Consider the following 17913-nt stretch of genomic DNA (forward strand, 5'->3'; position numbering starts at 1 on the left):
GCATGGTCAGGCTGACCACCACCCCGGCCGGGCCGAGGGCGGCGGCGGCCCGCTCCATGGCCGGCCCGGGGACGCGGGCGCCCAGGTAGACGACCCGGTGGCCGCGGGCCCGGAGCAGCAGGGTCAGCAGCAGGGCGCCCAGCTCGTGCTGCTCGTCGGGGCCGCAGCCGACCAGCACCGGCCGGCCCATGGCCGGCGGCTGGCCGTCGAGCAGGCGCAGGACCTGGCGGCGCAGGAAGTTGGAGGCGAAGTGCTCGACCTCGACCGGCGTGCCGTCGCCGCCCTCCCCCGGTCCGTGGCCGGGCTCGGCGGCGGCGGCGATGGCCGCCGGGACCACGCCGGTGGCCACGCCCTCGGTGCCGAGGAGGGCCTCGGCGGCGGCGAAGGCCCGCTCGGCGGCGGCCTCGTCGAAGGCCCGCAGGGCGGCGACCAGGCGGTCAAACAGCCGCCGCGGGTCGTGGTCCTCGACCGCCGGGGCCGACCGGAGCAGGGCGGTGGCCTGCGACATCGACATGCCCTCGATCCGGCGCCGGTCGAGGAAGCGGATCACGGCCACGTCGTGGTCGGAGTAGAGCCGCTGGCCCGAGGCGGCCCGGAACGGCCGCGGCCAGCCGTAGCGCCGCTCCCAGGACCGCAGGGTGCTCGCCGGGATGCGGGTCATCCGCTCGACGGCGGTGACCCGGTACCGGGGCACCTGGTCGTCGGCCTGCGCCGGCGCCGCCTGGCTCTCAGCCGCCATGGGGTCCTTCCGCCAACCCGAGCAGCACACCGTCGAGGATGTCGGCCTCGCTGGCGATGACGTTCCGAAGGTGGAACATGCGGACGAGCTCGTCAAGCAGCAACGCCCCGGCGACGATCACGTCCTCCCGGCCCCTGGCCATCACCGGCAGCGCCGCCCGTTCGGCCACGGTCATCGCGGCCAGCTTCCCGGCGGCGGCGGCGATCTCGGAGGCGTCAACGGTCGCCCGGTGGATGCGGCGCGGGTCGTAGCTGCCGAGGCCGAGGGCGATCGCGGTGACGGTGGTGACCGTGCCCGCGACCCCGACGACCCGGGAGGCGGCCGCCGGGTCGAGCACCTCGGGGACCCGGCGCAGGTGGGCGGCCGCGTCCGCCCGGAGCGCCTCCACCTCCTCGGGGCCCGGCGGGTCGCGGTGGAGGTGGCGCTCGAACAGCCGCACGCAGCCGATGTCGAGGGAGACCATGGCGTCGGCGGCGGCGCCGTGGCCCGAGATCAGCTCGGTGGACCCGCCGCCGATGTCCACCACCAGCGTCGGCTGGTCGCCGGGGAGGTCGGCGGTGGCGCCGCGGTAGGTGGCGGCGGCCTCGGCCTGGCCGGTGAGCACCTCGGCGTCCACGCCGAGCAGGTCGCGGACGCCGTCGAGGAACGCCTGGCGGTCGGCGGCGTCCCGGGTGGCGCTGGTCGCCACCAGCCGCCGGCGCTCCACGCCCAGGCGCCGGCAGGTGGCGGCGTAGCCGGCCAGCGCCTCCAGGGTCCGGGCCAGCGCCGCCGGGTCGAAGCGCCCGGTCCGGTCGACCCCCTTGCCGAGGCGGGTGATGACCATCTCGCGGGCGTGCTCGGCCACGATCCGCCCGCCGGCGACGTCGGCCACCAGCAGCCGGGTCGAGTTGGTGCCGACGTCGAGGGCGGCCAGCCGCACGGCTCAGGCCCCGGGGTCGACGCAGGGGCCGGGGCAGTCGATCGGGTCGACGGCCTGGCTGACGATCCGGCCGGCCGGGTCGGCGCCGGTGGCGGCGTGGTGGGCGTAGAGGGCGTGCAGGCACTTGACCCGGCCGGGGAGGCCGCCGACGCCGGGGTCGCCGGGGAGGGGGGCCATGGCGTCGCGCTGGGCCAGGTAGCTGGCGTGGGCGGCGGCGTGGGCCTCGGCCAGCTCCGGCTCGCCGGCGACCCGCTCGCTGAGCCGGGCGTTCCAGCCGGCCGCCTCGAGCCGGCCGACGGCCACCCTGGCCGCCGGGCAGGCCAGCCAGTAGAGGGTCGGGAACGGGGTGCCGTCGGGCAGCAGGGGCGCGGTCCGGACCACCAGCGGCAGCCCGTAGCGGCAGCGGGCGGCGACGGCCACCGACCCGCGCACGTCGCGGCCGATCTGGGCCTCGATCAGCCGCCGCTCGGCCGCCCCGGCCTCGGGCAGCGACGCCGCCCACCCTGGCTCGCGCCGGGGGTCCGGAGGGGTCCGGGCAACCCCGAGGGGGTGCCCCGGTGCATCAGGGGTGGCGGGGGCGCGCCAGGGGAGGCGCAGGGGGTCGGGGAGGGCGCTGGGGTCGGGCCGGGCCGGGGACCGGGCCGGGGTGCGGGGCACCGATTACCCGCGCCGGCCCTCGCGCTGGCGCTTGACGTCGACCAGCCGTTCCTCGCTGGAGCGCATGAACCGCTTGAGCTTCTGCTCGAACTCGGGGTCCTTGGCGGCGCGGCGGGGCCGGCTCGCCTCGGGCTGCCAGTCGGCGGCGGCCTGCTTGATCGACAGGTCGATCTTGCCGTCCTCCTTGACGCCGACGACCTTGACCGTGACCGTGTCGTCGATGCGCAGGTGCTCCTCGACCGAGCGCACGTAGTTGCGGTCGATCTCGGAGATATGGACGAGACCCGTCTCGCCCGACTCGAGCTTGATGAAGGCTCCGTAGGGTGCGATCCGAACGACGGTGCCCGGGACGATCGCCCCGATCTCGGCACTCATGCTGGCGACCAGCGCTCCTTTCAGATGAAGAACCGGGCCGACGAAGCTCGGCCCGGTTCCATCGTAGGGATGGCCCTCCGGGAGCGTCAACAATTTCACGAGCGGCGTGCTTGGGGCGGCTCGTCCGGCAACGGCCCAGCCGGCAGGTGTCGCCGTCCTGTACCGGTTTGCGAGCTCAGCTGAGCCAGCTGGTAAGACCTTGCCAGGCGCGCTTGTACCATGGCGGATCCCGCTGTGGGGCCGCGTCCCCTGCCGGCTGGGCCCGTGGCGGGGTCCCGGTGACCACCCAGGCCTCCTCGCCCGGGGCGAGCACGTGGTAGTCCCGTTTGGCCAGCTGCTGCACGTAGGCCGGGTCCTGGAGGCGCTTGCGCTCGGCCTCCAGGCGGGCGTTCTCGGCCGCCAGGGCCTGCTGCTTGGCCTCGAGCCGCTCGATGCGGTCCTGCTGGGACACGTACTGGCGCAGCGGGTAGACCGCGGTCGCGGCCAGCGCGAACATCACCAGCAGGAGGACCGCGCCCCGGGGGGTGAGGCCCAGCGGTGGTCGCGGCTCCTGGCTCATGACCCGCCCGCGGGATAGGTGCGCGGGAACGCCTGGCGGCCCGGGTAGCGGGCGACGTCGCCGAGCTGCTCCTCGATCCGCAGCAGCTGGTTGTACTTGGCCACCCGGTCGGTGCGGCAGGGGGCACCGGTCTTGATCTGGCCCGAGCCGACGGCCACGGCGATGTCGGCGATGGTGGTGTCCTCGGTCTCGCCCGAGCGGTGGCTGACCACGGCCGAGTAGTTGCTCCGGTGGGCCAGGTCGACGGCGTCGAAGGTCTCGGTGAGGGTGCCGATCTGGTTGACCTTGATCAGGATCGAGTTGGCCGCGCCCTCGTCGAGGCCGCGCTGGAGGCGCTCGACGTTGGTCACGAACAGGTCGTCACCGACCAGCTGGAGCTTGTCGTCGAGGGCCTCGGTGAGGGCGGTCCAGCCGGCCCAGTCGTCCTCGGCCAGGCCGTCCTCGACCGACACGATCGGGTAGCGGTCGGCCAGGGTGCGCCACAGCTCGACCATGCCGTCCGAGTCCAGCGTGCGGCCGTCGCCGGCCAGCTCGTAGCGGCCCTCCCGGTACAGCTCGGTGCAGGCCGGGTCCATGGCCAGGGCGACCTCGTCCCCCGGCTCGAAACCGGCCTTGCCGACCGCCTCGACCAGCAGCTCAAGGGCGGCCTCGTTGCCGGGCAGGTCGGGGGCGAAGCCGCCCTCGTCGCCGATGCCGGTGCCGATGCCGCGGTCCTTCAGCACGCCCTTGAGGGCGTGGTAGACCTCGGCCCCCATGCGCAGGCCCTCGGCGAACGACGGGGCCCCGACGGGCACGACCATGAACTCCTGGAAGTCGACGTCGTTGTCGGCGTGGGCGCCGCCGTTGAGCACGTTCATCATCGGCACCGGCAGCAGGTAGGCACCGAGCCCGCCAAGGGAGCGGTACAGCGGGATGCCGAGGGAGTCGGCGGCCGCCCTGGCCACCGCCATCGACACGCCGAGGGTGGCGTTGGCGCCGAGCTTGGACTTGTTGTCGGTGCCGTCGGTGGCGAGCAGGACCGCGCCAACGGCCCGCTGGTCGTACGGGTCGGGCCCCTCGTCGAGCAGCGCCTTGGCCAGGGTCTCGTTGACGTTGCGGACGGCGTTGCGGACCCCCTTGCCGCCGTAGCGCTCGCCGCCGTCGCGGAGCTCGACGGCCTCGAACTGGCCGGTGGAGGCGCCGGAGGGGACGATCGCCCGCCCGAAGCCGCCGTCGTCGAGATGGACGTCGCACTCGAGGGTGGGGTTGCCGCGGGAGTCCAGGACCTCCCTGGCGACGACGAGTTCGATGCTAGCCATGGGGGAAGGCCTTCCTGCGCGGCTGGAGCGGACGGCGGCGTCGGCGAGCATATCATCGCCGCTGGTTGCCCCAGAGAGGCTGGGACAACAATTTCGCCGGCCGGCTCGCCGCGGGCGGCCCGTCGGATTACCGTTACGCGCGAACGCCAGGCTCGCCGACGCTGGAGGAGCGACCATGACCGAACCGGCCCCGCGCCCCCGCCCGGTGACCCGGTGGCGCGCGCTGGTCCTGCTGGCCACGGCGGCCGCCCTGCTCGCCGGCTGCGACCTGGCCACCGGCACGGTGCGGACCGCCACCGAGCTCCAGGAGGCCGGCATCCGCAACCCCGACCTCCAGTACGACGGCGGCACGGCCACCCTGAACTACGACTCCGACCCGAACCCGCTCGAGGTCCGCCAGGAGCAGGACGAGGCCGCCCGGATCATCTGGGAGAACCTGCCCTTCCAGGTCGAGCGCATCATCGTCACCCCGAGCGGGAGCGTCTTCCCGAGCCGCGACTACTCGAGGGCGGAGCTGGAGCAGGCGCTGGGGCCGCGACCGGCCGACCTGGACCGCTCGGTGGAGGACATCGCCCGGCGGGCCACCCTGATCGCGGTGGTGGTCTCCCTGGTCGTGCTGGTGCTGGTCATCCTCATCATCCTGCTGGTCGTCCGGGCGGTGCGCCGGCGCCCGGCCCCGCAGCCGGCCGGGTCCTGGCCGCAGGGCGCCGGCCCCCAGCCGTGGGGCCAGCCGGGCACCCAGCAGGGCTGGGGGCAGCCCGGCCAGCCGGGCCCGCCGCCGCCGCTGCCGCAGCAGCCGCAGCAGCCATGGGGCGCCCAGCCGCCCACCCCGGGCTGGCCGCCACCGTCGCCGCCGCCCGGGCAGCCGGCGCCACCCGCGGCGCCCGCCCCGCCCGAGGCGCAGCCGCCGGCGCGCGGCCCCGGCGACACCCAGCGGCTGGAACCCGGCCCGCCGCCCGAGGACGCCGGGCCGCCGCCCGGGGACCGGGGCCCGGTCCCGCCCGCCTAGCCCATCCCGGCGGCCGCGCGGGCCCGCCGCGCTGGCCGATCTCCATCCTGGCCGGTCCCTCAGCCCTCAGTGGTCGCGGCCAGGAACCGGGCCCGGAAACGGCGGGCGGTGCGGCGCAGGGCGGCCTCCGGCTCGACGCCCTTGACCCTGGCCAGGGCCACCACCTCGAACAGCAGCTCCCCCACGGCCGCTTCGAGCTCGTCGTCGCCGCCGGCGCCGGCCAGCTCGTCCAGCCGCTCCCGGACCCTGGCCGGCGACCCGGCCCCGGCGGCCAGGCCGCCGTCGGGGACACGCTTCTGCAGCTTGGCCGCGAGCTGCAGCGCCGGCAGGGCCGAGGGGATCCCGGCCAGCGGGTCGCTGCGGCCCTCCTCCTCACGCTTGATCGCCTCCCAGTTGCGGACGACCTCGCCGGCCGAGGCGACCCGCAGGTCGCCGAAGACGTGCGGGTGGCGCCGGACCAGCTTCTCGGTGATCGCCCTGGCCACCCCGTCGATGTCGAAGCTGCCGGCGTCCTCGGCCAGCTGGGCGTGGAAGACGACCTGGAGGAGGAGGTCGCCGAGCTCCTCGCGCAGGTGCTCGGGGTCGCCCTCCTCGATCGCGTCGAGCACCTCGTAGGCCTCCTCGACCAGGTGCCTGGCCAGCGAGGCGTGGGTCTGCTCGCGGTCCCAGGGGCAGCCGCCGGGCCCGCGCAGCCGCGTCTCGGTCGCCACCAGGTCGAGCAGGGCGGCCCCCTTGGGCTCGCCGACCGGGTAGACGGCCTCGACCTCGACGTGGGTCCGGGCGGCCCGGTCGGCGACCAGCTGGACCAGTGGCCCGTCGTTGACCGGCGGCAGCAGCAGCGTGGCCGTCCCGCCGCGGCGGGCGTGGTCGAGCAGCGCGTCGGCCTGCCGCCGGGCCAGGGCCACCGCCTCCAAGTCGAGGCCCTGGCCGACCAGGAGCAGGTCGCGCCCGGCGGGACCGGTGTCGTCGGCCGGGGCCAGCACCTCCCAGGGGATCTCGGCCACCTCCAGCGCCGGCAGCGACGGGTGCCCGTCGTCGAGCAGCCACACCGGCCGGGCGGCGTCCAGCGCCCGCCAGGTCTGGGGCGGGAACAGCAGCGGGAGCCGCGGGCTGGACGCGACCAGCACCACCCTGGTCATACGCCTAGGGCTGGGTCGGGGACGGCCCGCCGAGGCCGGCCGTGGTGGTCGTGGCCGCGCCGGGGGCGGTCTCGCGCTCGATCACCTTGCCGTTCTCGGCGTCCCAGCGGCCGAAGCGGGGGTTGATGACGACCTCGGCCTTGTCGACCTGCTGGTCGAACCACTGCTGGACGGCCTGCTGGCGGCGGTCCTTGATGGTCGGCTCGAGCTTGGCCCGCAGCTCGTTGTCGAGCGCCGGCAGCCGCACCCCGACGACCTGGAGGACGTGGTAGCCGAACTGGGTCTTGACCGGCTGGGAGATCGGCGACTCGCAGCTGCCGCTGGTCTTGCCCTTGCAGTCGCCCTGGCCGGCGAGGGCGTACTCGGCCGTCTCGAACGGCTTCACGGTCGCCCCCTTGGCGGTGAAGCCGAGGTCGCCGGCCTTGTCCTTGCTCTGGGTGTCGATCGAGGAGCGCTTGGCCACCGCGGCCCAGTCGCCGTCGGCGACCAGCTCCTGGCGGACCTGGTTGGCGGTCGCCTTGTCCTTGACCAGCACGTGGCGGACGCGGACCTCCAGGAAGTCCTCCTTGCGCCGGTCGAGCAGCTGGCGCAACGCGGCGTCGGAGGAGTAGGGGACGAGCTTGACCGCGACCAGGTCGACCGCCAGCTGGACCCGCTGCTGGGTGCGGAGGACCTCCTCGGAGATCTGCCGGGTCTTGAGCAGCTCCTCGTAGTTCTGGCCCTGGGCCGCCACCTGCTGCTTGAGCTGCTCCATGCGGGCGTCGACGTCGGCCTCCTGGATGGTGATGCCCTCGCTCCTGGCCCCGTCCAGCACCAGCTGGAACTGGATCAGGCCCTCCAGCGCCTGCCGGGTCGCGCTGTCGATGTCCTGGCCCTCCTGCTGGCCCTGTTGCTGTTCGGCCTGCTGCTGCTGGCCGAGCTGGGCCTTGGTCATCTCACTGAGGCGGTCGGTCGGGATGCCGACGCCGTTGACCGTCGCCGCGTCCTGGCTGCGGACGCCAAGGTCCGAGCAGCCGGCGACGAGGACGGCGAGACACAGGACGGGGAGCAGACGGCGCACGGACGACCTCACGTTCACGACTCGACGACGACAATGCACAAGCATACCGGCGGGCGCCGCCGGAGGGGTGCGACAATGCCGCGATGACGAGCTACCTGCCGGCCGACGGCCGCTACGACACCATGCAGTACCGCCGGGTCGGGCGCAGCGGGCTCCTGCTGCCCGCCATCTCCCTGGGCCTGTGGCAGAACTTCGGCGGCGACCGGCCGTTCGAGACCCAGCGGGCGATCGTGCGCCGCGCCTTCGACCTCGGCATCACCCACTTCGACCTGGCCAACAACTACGGCCCGCCCTACGGGTCGGCCGAGGAGAACTTCGGCCGCATCCTCGCCACCGACCTGCGCGGCTACCGCGACGAGCTGGTCATCTCGACCAAGGCCGGCTACGACATGTGGCCGGGGCCCTACGGCAACCACGGGTCGCGCAAATACCTCCTCTCCAGCCTCGACCAGAGCCTGACCCGCATGGGCCTGCCGTATGTCGACATCTTCTACTCCCACCGGGTCGACCCGGACACACCGCTGGAGGAGACGATGGGGGCCCTGGCCACGGCCGTGCGCCAGGGCAAGGCGCTGTACGCCGGCATCTCCTCCTACTCGCCGGAGCGGACCCGCCAGGCGGCCGAGATCCTGCGCGGCCTCGGCACCCCCCTGCTCATCCACCAGCCGTCGTACTCGATGCTGAACCGCTGGATCGAGGACGGCCTGCTGGACGTGCTCGACGACGAGGGGGTCGGCTGCATCGTGTTCTCGCCCCTGGCCCAGGGGCTGCTCACCGGCCGCTACCTCGACGGCGTCCCCGAGGGCTCGCGGGCCAGCCGGCCCGGCAGCATGGACCCCGACCAGCTCAGCGAGGAGACCCTGGCCAAGGTACGGGCGCTCAACGACATCGCCGCCCGGCGCGGCCAGAGCCTGGCCCAGCTGGCCGTCGCCTGGACGCTGCGCGACCCCCGCGTCACCTCGGCCCTGCTCGGCGCCTCCAGCGTCGCCCAGCTCGAGGACAACGTGGCCGCCCTCGGCGACCTCGCCTTCGACGACGACGAGCTGGCCGAGATCGACCGCCACGCCACCGAGGCCGGCATCAACCTCTGGGCCGAGTCCAGCAATGCCTGACCCCATGGCCGGTCCCGCCACCACGTCCTACCCGGTCAGGCCGGTGGGCTACGTCTCCTCGCCCCTCACCGACCCCGCGGCCGCGCCCAAGCAGGGGTTCGAGGGCGGCCCGCAGGCGTGGCTGGTGTTCAGCCCCGAGGTGGCCGAAGCCGTCCGCGACCTCGCCGTCGGCGCCGAGGTCTTCGTCCTCACCTGGCTGCACCAGGCGCGCCGCGACGTGCTGGCCGTCCACCCGCGTGACGATCCCCGGAACCCAGAGACGGGGGTGTTCAGCACCCGGTCCCAGGACCGGCCGAACCCGATCGGCCTGCACCGGGTGACCATCGCCGCCATCGAGGGGCACCGCGTGCTCGTGCGCGACCTCGAGGCCGTCGACCGGACGCCCATCGTGGACGTGAAGCCGGTGCTCCCCGGCGGGAGGTAGCTCAGGACCCGGCCGCCTCCAGGGCGGCCGAGACCACGGCCGTCGCCTCCTCCAGGATCCGCTCCAGGTGCTGCTCGCCAAGGAAGCTCTCGGCGTACACCTTGTAGACGTCCTCGGTGCCGGACGGGCGGGCCGCGAACCAGCCGTGCTCGGTCATGACCTTGACCCCGCCGAGGGCGGCCCCGTTGGACGGGGCCTCGGTGAGGACGCCGGTGATCGCCTCGCCGGCCAGCTCCGAGGCCTGCACGTCGCCGGCCGAGAGCCGCTTGAGCACCTCCTTCTGCTCGGGGGTGGCGGGCGCGTCGACGCGCCGGTAGGCGGGGTCGCCGAAGCGGGCGGCGAGCTCACGGTACTGGACGCCCGGGTCGGCGCCGCGGCGGGCGGTCATCTCGGCGGCCAGCAGGCAGCAGACGATGCCGTCCTTGTCGGTGGTCCAGACGGTGCCGTCGCGGCGCAGGAACGACGCCCCGGCGCTCTCCTCGCCGCCGAAGCCGAGCGAGCCGTCCAGCAGCCCGTCCACGAACCACTTGAACCCGACCGGGACCTCGTCCAGCCGCCGGCCCAGGTCGGCCGCGACCCGGTCGATCATGGAGCTGGACACCAGCGTCTTGCCCACCCCGACCCGCTCGCCCCAGTCGCGGCCGCCGCCGAACAGGTAGGCGACCATGGCGGCCAGGTAGTGGTTGGGGTTGAGCAGGCCGGCGCCCCCGGTGACGATGCCGTGCCGGTCGGCGTCGGCGTCGTTGGCGAAGGCGACGTCGAAGCGGTCGCGCAGGTCGATCAGCCCGGCCATGGCGTACCGGGACGACGGGTCCATGCGGATCTTGCCGTCCCAGTCGACGGTCATGAACCGGAAGGTCGGGTCGACGGCCTGGTTGACCACCTCCAGCTCCAGCCCGTAGCGCCCGGCAATGGCCGACCAGTAGTCGACGGCCGCCCCGCCGAGGGGGTCGACGCCCAGGCGCAGCCCGGCCCCCCGGACCGCCTCCAGGTCGACGATGGCGGCCAGGTCGTCGACGTAGGTGGCCACGTAGTCGTAGCGCTCGACCCCGTCCGCGCCGTCGGCCTGGCCGCCGGGCAGCCGGCGCACGCCGTCCAGCCCGGCCCGGAGCAGCCGGTTGGCCTCGTCCTGGACCCAGCCGGTGATGTCGGTGTCGGCCGGGCCGCCGTTGGGCGGGTTGTACTTGAAGCCGCCGTCCTCGGGCGGGTTGTGGGAGGGGGTGACGACGATGCCGTCGGCCAGGTGGTCGCGCCGGTCCCGGTTCCAGGTGAGGATGGCGTGGGAGATGGCCGGGGTCGGGGTCGCGCGGTCGCCGGCGTCGACCCGCACGGCCACCCCATGGGCGGCCAGCACCTCCAGGGCGGTGCGCTGGGCCGGCTCGGACAGCGCGTGGGTGTCGCGGCCCAGGTACAGCGGCCCGTCGATCCCCTGGGCCTCGCGGTAGCGGCAGATGGCCTCGGTGGTGGCCAGGATGTGGGCCTCGTTGAACGACCCCTTCAGCGCCGACCCGCGGTGCCCGGAGGTCCCGAACGCCACCTGCTGGGAGGCGGCCGCCGGGTCGGGCCGCTCCTCGTAGTAGGCCTTGACGAGCTGGTCCACGTCGACAAGGGCCGACGCCTCGGCCGGCCGGCCGGCCCGTTCGTTCACGGTCATCCGCTCACCCCGCTCCAGAGAGGTCCCAGAGGGGAGGGTACCCGGGCGGCGGCGAACCTAAGAGGCGGCCCGGCGCTGCACGGTGTCGGGAAGGGCGGGGGCGTCGGGGGCGCCGAGGACGCCGGTGAGGAGCTCGCACAGCCAGGTGGGGAGGTCGGTGTCGCCGGCGGGGAGGGGGACCAGGAGGGTGCGCTCGGCCTGCTTCCAGCGCGCCCCCGGGAAGAGGCGGTCCAGGCGGACCTGCTTGGACTCGGGCAGGTCGTCGACCGGGAAGAGCCGGGCCCGGCCTCCGAAGCAGACGACCTCGGTGAGGCCGACGGCGTTCGCCTGGGCGCGGACGCCGGCCAGCCGCAGGAGGTTGCGGACCGGGGGCGGGGGCGGGCCGTAACGGTCGGCCAGCTCGGCCCCGAGGGCCTCGACCTCCTCGACCACCCTGGCCCCGCCGAGGCGGCGGTAGGCCTCCAGGCGCAGGCGCTCCCTCGGCACGTAGGCGGCGGGCAGGTGGGCGTCGACCGGGACCTCCAGCTTCAGCTCCTTGGGGGCCTCGATCGGGCGGCCGCGCAGCTCGGCCACGGCCTCGGCCAGCAGCTGCATGTACATGTCGTAGCCGACCAGGGCGACGTGCCCGGACTGGTCGGCCCCGAGCAGGTTGCCGGCGCCGCGGATCTCGAGGTCCTTCATGGCGATGGCCCTGCCCGAGCCGAGGTCCTGGTGGGTGGCCACGGTGGCCAGCCGCTGGTGGGAGGTCTCGGTGATGGACCGCTCGGGCGGGTAGAACAGGTAGGCGTAGGCCCGCTCCCGCGAGCGCCCGACCCGCCCCCGGAGCTGGTAGAGCTGGGCCAGGCCGAGGGTGTCGGCCCGGTCGACGATCAGGGTGTTGGCCGAGGGCACGTCGATGCCGGACTCGATGATGGTGGTGCAGACCAGGACGTCGTACTGCTTGTCCCAGAAGTCGAGCATCACCCGCTCGAGCTGGTCCTCGGTCATCTGGCCGTGGGCGACGGCCACCCTGGCCTCCGGGATGGCGTGGCGGACCTCGTAGGCGACCCGGTCGATGGTGTCGACCCGGTTGTGGACGAAGAAGGTCTGGCCCTCGCGGAGCATCTCGCGGCGGATGGCGTTGGCCACCGTGCCCTGGTCGTAGGCGCCGACGAAGGTGAGCACCGGGTGGCGCTCCTCGGGCGGGGTCTCCATCACCGACAGGTCGCGGATCCCGGAGATGGCCATCTCCATGGTCCGGGGGATCGGGGTGGCGGTGAGGGTGAGCACGTCGACCTCGGTCCGGAGCTGCTTGAGGTGCTCCTTGTGGCCGACCCCGAAGCGGTGCTCCTCGTCGACCACGACCAGGCCCAGGTCGGACCACTTGGCGTCGGCCGACAGCAGCCGGTGGGTGCCGATGACCAGGTCGACGGTGCCGTCGGCCATGCCGGCGACGATCTCCTCCTGCTCCTGGCGGGACTGGAAGCGCGACAGCACGGCCACCTTCACCGGGAAGGGCGCGAACCGCTCGGAGAACACGGCCATGTGCTGCTGGGCGAGCAGGGTCGTGGGCACCAGCACGCCGACCTGCTTGCCGTCCATGACCGCCTTGAAGGCGGCCCGGACCGCGACCTCGGTCTTCCCGTAGCCGACGTCGCCGCAGAGCAGCCGGTCCATCGGCACCGGCGCCTCCATGTCGGCCTTGATCTCCTCGATGGCGGTGAGCTGGTCGGGGGTCTCGGTGAACGGGAAGGCGTCCTCGAGCTCCCGCTGCCAGGGGGTGTCGGGGCCGAAGGCGTGGCCGGGCGAGGCCATCCGGGCCGAGTAGAGCCGGACCAGCTCGGCCGCCATCTCGCGGACCTTCTTGCGCACCCGGGCCTTCTGGCGGTCCCACTCGCGGCTGCCCAGCCGCGACAGCTTGGGGTGCTCGCCGCCGACGTAGCGGCTGATCAGCTCGACCTGCTCGCTGGGCAGGTACAGCTTGTCGCCCTGGTCGTAGGCGAGGACCAGGTAGTCGCGCTCGGCCCCGCCGACGCTGCGGTGCTCCATGCCGACGTAGCGGCCGATGCCGTGGACGGCGTGGACGACGATGTCGCCCGGCTGGAGCTCCTCCAGGGCGAGCTGGCCACCGGCGTGCTTGGCCCGGCGGCGGCTGGAGGGCATGCGGGCCTGCTCGCGGGTCTGGCGGCGGATGCCGTACAGATCGCCCTCGGCGACCAGGGCCAGGCGTAGCGTCGGCAGGCGGAAGCCGGTGAGCAGCGGCGCGGTCCCGACCAGGACCCCGGGTCTGATCCGGACGCGGGAGCTCGTTCCGTCAGGCCCCCCCGGGTCCGGCTCGGGCGGCAGCTCGGGAGCCAGGTCGGGGACGGTCAGGCCCTCCTCGCGCAGGACCTCGACCAGCCGCTGGGCCGGGCCGGCGCCCTCGGTGCAGAGCAGCACCGTGGCCCCGTCGGCGACCAGGTCGCGGGCGTCGGCGGCGACCCGGGTCATGTTGGCCCGGTAGGGTTCGACGGCGTGGGCGTCGATCCGGACGGCGCTGGCCTGCCCGGAGTCGAAGGGCCCGAGCCGGAGCAGGGCCCGCCCGGCCTCCTCCAGGACCTCCTCGAGGGGCCGGTAGGCGACGCCCTCGACCGGGGCGGTGGCGCCCTCGGCGGCGCTCGCCCAGGAGGCGTGGCTGGCCTCGTCGGCCTGGCGGCGGACCTCCTCGGCCCGGTCGAGGGTGCGCTTGGGGTCGACCAGCACCAGCAGGGCGTCGCCGGGCAGGTAGGCCGGCAGCGGCTCGAGGTGGTCGAACAGCAGCGGCAGCAGCGACTCGACCCCCTCGACGTCGAGGCCCTCGGCGACCTGGGCGAGCAGGTCGCCGGCGACCGGCACCTCGGCGGCGAGCTGGCGGGCCCGGCCCCGCTCGGCCTCGCCCAGGCGCACCTCGCGGCACGGCCAGGCCTCGACCTCGGGCAGCTCGGTCAGGGACCGCTGGCTGGAAACGGCGAACGAGCGGACGCTCTCGACCTCGTCGCCCCACAGCTCCACCCGGACCGGGTGGTCCTCGCCCGGCGGGAAGAAGTCGACCAGGCCGCCGCGGACGGCGACCTCGCCCCGGCGCTCGACCATGTCGGTGCGCTGGTAGCCGGCGGCGACCAGCCGCTCCAGCAGCTCCTCGAGGTCGACCCGGTCGTCCCGGGCCACCCGCACCGGGTCGACGGCGTCCAGCCCCGGGGCCAGCGGCTGCATCATCGCCCGGGCCGGCACGGCCAGCAGGCGGAGTTCGTCCGTGTCGCCGGCGCCGAGCCGGTGGAGCAGGCGCAGGCGGGCGGCCACCGTCTCGGAGCGGGGCGAGAGCCGCTCGTGGGGCAGGGTCTCCCAGGCCGGGAAGACGGCCGCCGAGTCGGGGCCGCAGAAGGCGGCCACGTCGGCGGCCAGGGCCTCGGCGTCGGCCGTGGTGGCGGTGGTCACCACCACCAGCCGGCCGCCGGCCTGGGCCAGCCCGGCGAGCAGGAACGCCCTGGCCACGTCGGGAACGACGACCTCGGAGCGCACCTGGTCCCCGCCCCCACCGACGGCGGCCAGCAGCTCGGCAAAGGCGGGGTCGTCGTTCCAGCGGTCGAGCAGGGGGGTGAGGCGCACGGAGATCCTTTGCAGCGGTTGCGGCGTTGATGGCGGCACGGACGGGTAGCCCCGACGGCCGCAGCCGGGGGCTCCCGTTATGTCGATGTCCAGGCTACCGCAGCATTCCGACGGTCAGCCGGCCAGTCCGAGGTGGCCGCGGAGGGCGTCGAACACCTCGCCCCAGCCGGTCCGGTAGGCGGCGAGGGTCTCGGAATCGATCGGGCCGACCGCGTGGTGGGAGAGCCGCACCAGGGTGCCGTCGGGCTGCTCCTCGAGGGCCATGGTGAACACGCCGGTCACCGGGGTGCGCATGCCCATGGGGCCGGTGCAGGTCAGCTGCTCGGGTCGGCGGATGCCGGTCACGGTGGCGTACAGGGCGCCGTCGCCGTCGCCCCAGTCCTCCCAGAAGCGCCCGCCCACCCGTGGCTCCAGGTGCACGGTCGAGCCCTCCCGGAAGTGGTGCGGCCACCACTCCCCCATCCGGCAGAGGGCGTCGAACACCTTCTCCCGCGGGGCGGCCACCACCACCTCCTGCTCCACGTCCAGGGTCGCGGTCATGCCAGCTCCTTCCTGCCGCTCGGCCGTCTCCTTCAGCCGGAGCAGCGACTCGGCCCAGCGGTCGGCATACGGTCGCATCCAGCGCTCGTAGGCCTCCCGCAGCGGCACCCCGTTGAGGTGGTTCCAGCGCTCCCGCCCCTGGCGCCTGACGACGACCAGCCCGGCCTCCTCCAGCACCCCCAGGTGCTTCATGACCGCGAACCGGGTGAGGGCCGGGAAGGCCCCGCTCAGCTCGCCGGTGGTGTGCGACCGCTCCCGCAGCAGGTCGAGGATGGCCCGCCGGGTCGGGTCGGCCAGCGCCTTCCAGACCGGAGCGGTGTCGTCGACCATGGAATCTCCCGGAACCACTGGTGACCATCTAGTTACGTGACTAGATGGTCACGTATGAGGTGGCGGCCGTCAAGCGTCCGGTGCCGGCAGCTTGGGCACGACCACGCCCAGGTCGACGTTGCCGCCGGTGAGGACCGTGCCGACCCGCCGGCCGGTCAGGTCGCCGGCCTTGCCGGCCAGCAGGGCGGCGACGGTCGCGGCCCCGGCCGGCTCGACCACGACCTTCATCCGCTCCATCACGAAGCGGACCCCGGCCAGGATCTCCGCCTCGGTCAGGAGCACGACCTCGTCGACCAGGTCGCGGAAGAGGGGGAAGGTGAGCGGCCCGGCGAACGGGGCGCAGAGCCCGTCGGCGACCGAGCGGGGCACGACCGGGACGGGCCGGCCGGCGGCCAGGGCGGCGCTCAGGGCGGCCGCGTCCTCGGGCTCGACCGCCACCACCCGGCAGCCGGGGTTGGCGTCGCGCATCGCCAGGGCGGTGCCGCAGGTGAGCCCGCCGCCGCCGACACTCACGACCCAGACGTCGACCGGCCCCGCGTCCTCCACCAGCTCCAGGCCGACGGTGCCCTGGCCGGCGACGATCTCGGGGTCGTCGAAGGGGTGGACGAAGGTGAGGCCGCGCTCGGCCTGGAGCCGCTCGCACTCGGCGAAGGCCTCCCCGGTGGTGTCGCCGTGCAGCACCACCTCGGCGCCGTAGCCCCAGCAGGCGGCCACCTTGGCCGCGGGGCTGTAGGTCGGCATGACCACGGTCGCCTTGGCCCCGACCTGGGCGGCCGCCCAGGCCACGGCGGCCCCATGGTTGCCGGCGGTGACGCACACCAGCCCCCGCTCACGGGCCTCGTCGGGCAGCGTGAGCAGGCGGTTGAGGGCGCCGCGGGCCTTGAACGAGCCGGTCTTCTGGACCGCCTCGTCCTTGACCAGGACCTGGGCGCCGGTGCGCCCGTCGAGGGTGGCCGAGGTACGCACCGGGGTTCGGTGCACCCGGCCGGCGATCCGCGCCGCTGCGGACCGCACCGCTGCTGGGTTCACCTTCGCTCCTTCCGGATAGGACGCCGGTCGGGTATGCCCGACGCGCATGCGGAGGGCCTGCCGAAGCCGCAGCATACGTGAATGCGACGTCGATACCCGACCGGCGTCCTAGCCGTTGTGTCGGTCCTGAGCGCGCTCCAGGGGCAGGCGGACCAGGTCCATGGTGGCGTCGGCGGCCCGCTCGATCAGGACGGCGAAGTCCTCGGCGTCGCGCTTGGCGATCGGCTCCAGGACGAAGTTGGCCGGGTCCTTGCGGCCGGGGGGGCGGCCCACGCCGATGCGGACCCGGAGGAAGTCGGGCGTGCCGAGCGCCTTGGCGACGTCCTTGAGGCCGTTGTGGCCGGCGGTGCCACCGTCGCGGCGTAGCTGGAGCTTGCCGTAGGCCAGGTCGATCTCGTCGTGGACGACGATGATCCGCTCGACCGGGGTCTTGTACCACCGGGCCAGCAGCGAGGCCGGGCCGCCGGACTCGTTGACGTAGCTGTTCGGCCGGGCCAGGACGACCCGGGCGTCGCCCTCGCGGACCTCGGCCACCTGGGCCCGGTTGCGGCTGCGCTTCAGCCTGGCCCCGGCCCGCTCGGCCAGGCGGGCGACCACCATCGCCCCGGCGTTGTGCCGGGTGTTGCCGTACTCGTCGTCCGGGTTGCCGAGCCCGAGCACGATCCAGGGGCCGCCGTCCTCGCCGGCGCCGGCCATCGCCGCCCGCTTGCGGAGCTGGAGAGGCACCGGCGGCCTAGGCCTCGGGCCGGTCCTCGCCCTCGCCGGCCTCCTCGGCCGTCGCGGCCTCGGCACCCTCGGCGGCGACCTCGCCCTCCTCGGCCTCCTCGGCCTCGGGCTCGGCCTCGACCACCGGGGCGACCACGGACACGACCGACGCCTCGGGGTCGTCGAGGATGGCGGCGCCCTCCGGCGCCTTGAGGTCGCCGACGCGCAGCACGTCGCCGATGCCCAGCCCGGACACGTCGGCCTCGACCGCCTCGGGCACGGCCGTCACCTCGGCCTCGACGTTGAGCTGGTACAGGTCCTGGTCGGCGATGCCGCCCTCGCGGACCCCGGGGGCCTCCCCGACCAGGTGGACGGGCACCTGCACGTGGACCTTCTCACCCCGGCGGACCTGGATGAAGTCCACGTGGATGAGGTGGCCCTTGACCGGGTGGCGCTGGATCTCCTTGGCCAGGGCGAGGTGCTTGTCGCGCCCCACCTCCAGCGAGATCAGGACGTTGACGCCGGCGTCGGTGCGCAGGGCCTGGCCGAACTGGCGGGCGTCGACGCTGAGGTGCTGGGGCCTGGTGCCGTGGCCGTAGAGCACGGCCGGGACCCGGCCGGTGGCCCGCAGGCGGCGGGCGGCCCCCTTCCCGGCGTCCGAGCGGTTCTCGGCGGCCAGCTTGTACTCGGGCATTGGGGGACGAGCCTCCTCGGACGGGTTTGCGTGCACACAGCGATGCCCGGCGTGGGCCGGGGACGTC

General features: G+C 74.5%; 17 protein-coding genes and 1 pseudogene. 3 read left to right on the forward strand and 15 right to left on the reverse strand.

The window, feature by feature from the left end; genetic code table 11:
• The 6 genes from VF468_05185 to eno form a co-directional block, all read right to left on the reverse strand.
• The coding region (locus VF468_05185; GenBank protein ID HEX5877707.1) for a MerR family transcriptional regulator at positions 1 to 739 on the reverse strand (739 nt) is incomplete at its 3' end.
• A complete protein-coding gene (locus VF468_05190) occupies positions 729 to 1658 on the reverse strand; it encodes a Ppx/GppA phosphatase family protein (protein ID HEX5877708.1) in 930 nt (309 codons plus the stop codon). The genes VF468_05190 and VF468_05185, both read right to left, overlap by 11 nt.
• A 3-nt stretch (positions 1659 to 1661) precedes the next feature.
• The gene (locus VF468_05195) at positions 1662 to 2315 is read right to left on the reverse strand and encodes a DUF501 domain-containing protein (GenBank protein ID HEX5877709.1); all 654 of its coding nucleotides are present in this window, start codon (positions 2313 to 2315) and stop codon (positions 1662 to 1664) included.
• Between the two features lie 3 nt (positions 2316 to 2318).
• A complete protein-coding gene (locus tag VF468_05200) occupies positions 2319 to 2690 on the reverse strand; it encodes a S1 RNA-binding domain-containing protein (protein ID HEX5877710.1) in 372 nt (123 codons plus the stop codon).
• A 175-nt stretch (positions 2691 to 2865) separates the two neighbouring features.
• Positions 2866 to 3249 (reverse strand): septum formation initiator family protein, encoded by a 384-nt coding sequence (locus VF468_05205; protein HEX5877711.1) that lies wholly within the window; start codon positions 3247 to 3249, stop codon positions 2866 to 2868.
• Positions 3246 to 4547 carry a phosphopyruvate hydratase gene (gene eno / locus VF468_05210; protein HEX5877712.1) on the reverse strand — a complete coding sequence of 434 codons (1302 nt, stop codon included), beginning with the start codon at positions 4545 to 4547 and terminating at the stop codon, positions 3246 to 3248. Before eno ends, VF468_05205 begins: the two co-directional genes overlap by 4 nt.
• A 175-nt stretch (positions 4548 to 4722) precedes the next feature.
• On the opposite strand from eno, the gene VF468_05215 reads away from it, so the two are divergent.
• Positions 4723 to 5556 carry a hypothetical protein gene (locus VF468_05215; GenBank protein HEX5877713.1) on the forward strand — a complete coding sequence of 278 codons (834 nt, stop codon included), beginning with the start codon at positions 4723 to 4725 and terminating at the stop codon, positions 5554 to 5556.
• A gap of 59 nt (positions 5557 to 5615) precedes the next feature.
• Here the strand turns inward: VF468_05215 and mazG are convergent, their stop codons facing one another.
• Both mazG and VF468_05225 read right to left on the reverse strand, forming a co-directional pair.
• A complete protein-coding gene (gene mazG, locus VF468_05220) occupies positions 5616 to 6695 on the reverse strand; it encodes a nucleoside triphosphate pyrophosphohydrolase (GenBank protein ID HEX5877714.1) in 1080 nt (359 codons plus the stop codon).
• 4 nt (positions 6696 to 6699) lie between these two features.
• On the reverse strand, positions 6700 to 7755 hold the full coding sequence (locus tag VF468_05225; protein ID HEX5877715.1) for a SurA N-terminal domain-containing protein: 1056 nt from the start codon (positions 7753 to 7755) through the stop codon (positions 6700 to 6702).
• Positions 7756 to 7838: 83 nt separating this feature from the next.
• On the opposite strand from VF468_05225, the gene mgrA reads away from it, so the two are divergent.
• Together mgrA and tsaA are read left to right on the forward strand one after the other, a co-directional pair.
• Positions 7839 to 8867, forward strand: a complete 1029-nt coding sequence (mgrA, locus tag VF468_05230) for an L-glyceraldehyde 3-phosphate reductase (GenBank protein HEX5877716.1) — start codon at positions 7839 to 7841, stop codon at positions 8865 to 8867.
• Positions 8868 to 8871: 4 nt separating this feature from the next.
• A complete protein-coding gene (gene tsaA / locus VF468_05235) occupies positions 8872 to 9291 on the forward strand; it encodes a tRNA (N6-threonylcarbamoyladenosine(37)-N6)-methyltransferase TrmO (protein HEX5877717.1) in 420 nt (139 codons plus the stop codon).
• 1 nt (position 9292) lies between these two features.
• On the opposite strand, the gene pgm is transcribed toward tsaA, so the two are convergent.
• The 7 genes and pseudogenes from pgm to VF468_05270 form a co-directional block, all read right to left on the reverse strand.
• Positions 9293 to 10945 (reverse strand): phosphoglucomutase (alpha-D-glucose-1,6-bisphosphate-dependent), encoded by a 1653-nt coding sequence (gene pgm, locus VF468_05240; GenBank protein ID HEX5877718.1) that lies wholly within the window; start codon positions 10943 to 10945, stop codon positions 9293 to 9295.
• A 57-nt stretch (positions 10946 to 11002) separates the two neighbouring features.
• Complete coding sequence (gene mfd / locus VF468_05245; protein ID HEX5877719.1) at positions 11003 to 14548, reverse strand: transcription-repair coupling factor; 3546 nt, start codon at positions 14546 to 14548, stop codon at positions 11003 to 11005.
• 114 nt (positions 14549 to 14662) lie between these two features.
• The gene (locus tag VF468_05250) at positions 14663 to 15166 is read right to left on the reverse strand and encodes an SRPBCC domain-containing protein (GenBank protein ID HEX5877720.1); all 504 of its coding nucleotides are present in this window, start codon (positions 15164 to 15166) and stop codon (positions 14663 to 14665) included.
• A pseudogene (locus VF468_05255) lies at positions 15152 to 15418 on the reverse strand (metalloregulator ArsR/SmtB family transcription factor). Before VF468_05255 ends, VF468_05250 begins: the two are co-directional and overlap by 15 nt.
• 69 nt (positions 15419 to 15487) lie before the next feature.
• Entirely contained in the window at positions 15488 to 16447 is a 960-nt protein-coding gene (locus tag VF468_05260; protein HEX5877721.1) for a threonine/serine dehydratase, read from the reverse strand.
• 108 nt (positions 16448 to 16555) lie between these two features.
• Positions 16556 to 17143, reverse strand: coding sequence for an aminoacyl-tRNA hydrolase (gene pth, locus VF468_05265; GenBank protein ID HEX5877722.1), 588 nt, complete (start codon positions 17141 to 17143; stop codon positions 16556 to 16558).
• 37 nt (positions 17144 to 17180) lie between these two features.
• Positions 17181 to 17846, reverse strand: a complete 666-nt coding sequence (locus VF468_05270; GenBank protein ID HEX5877723.1) for a 50S ribosomal protein L25/general stress protein Ctc — start codon at positions 17844 to 17846, stop codon at positions 17181 to 17183.
• Positions 17847 to 17913: the final 67 nt, after the last annotated feature.

This window comes from Actinomycetota bacterium (assembly GCA_036280995.1).
Classification (GTDB): domain Bacteria; phylum Actinomycetota; class CALGFH01; order CALGFH01; family CALGFH01; genus CALGFH01.

Coding starts and splice junctions, on each gene's coding strand:
- VF468_05215 (HEX5877713.1), top strand. CDS start 4,723: ATGACCGAACCGGCCCCGCGCCCCCGCCCGGTGACCCGGTGGCGCGCG.
- pgm (HEX5877718.1), bottom strand. CDS start 10,945: ATGACCGTGAACGAACGGGCCGGCCGGCCGGCCGAGGCGTCGGCCCTT.
- VF468_05250 (HEX5877720.1), bottom strand. CDS start 15,166: ATGCGACCGTATGCCGACCGCTGGGCCGAGTCGCTGCTCCGGCTGAAG.
- eno (HEX5877712.1), bottom strand. CDS start 4,547: ATGGCTAGCATCGAACTCGTCGTCGCCAGGGAGGTCCTGGACTCCCGC.
- tsaA (HEX5877717.1), top strand. CDS start 8,872: ATGGCCGGTCCCGCCACCACGTCCTACCCGGTCAGGCCGGTGGGCTAC.
- VF468_05200 (HEX5877710.1), bottom strand. CDS start 2,690: ATGAGTGCCGAGATCGGGGCGATCGTCCCGGGCACCGTCGTTCGGATC.
- mgrA (HEX5877716.1), top strand. CDS start 7,839: ATGACGAGCTACCTGCCGGCCGACGGCCGCTACGACACCATGCAGTAC.
- VF468_05205 (HEX5877711.1), bottom strand. CDS start 3,249: ATGAGCCAGGAGCCGCGACCACCGCTGGGCCTCACCCCCCGGGGCGCG.
- mazG (HEX5877714.1), bottom strand. CDS start 6,695: ATGACCAGGGTGGTGCTGGTCGCGTCCAGCCCGCGGCTCCCGCTGCTG.
- VF468_05270 (HEX5877723.1), bottom strand. CDS start 17,846: ATGCCCGAGTACAAGCTGGCCGCCGAGAACCGCTCGGACGCCGGGAAG.
- pth (HEX5877722.1), bottom strand. CDS start 17,143: ATGGCCGGCGCCGGCGAGGACGGCGGCCCCTGGATCGTGCTCGGGCTC.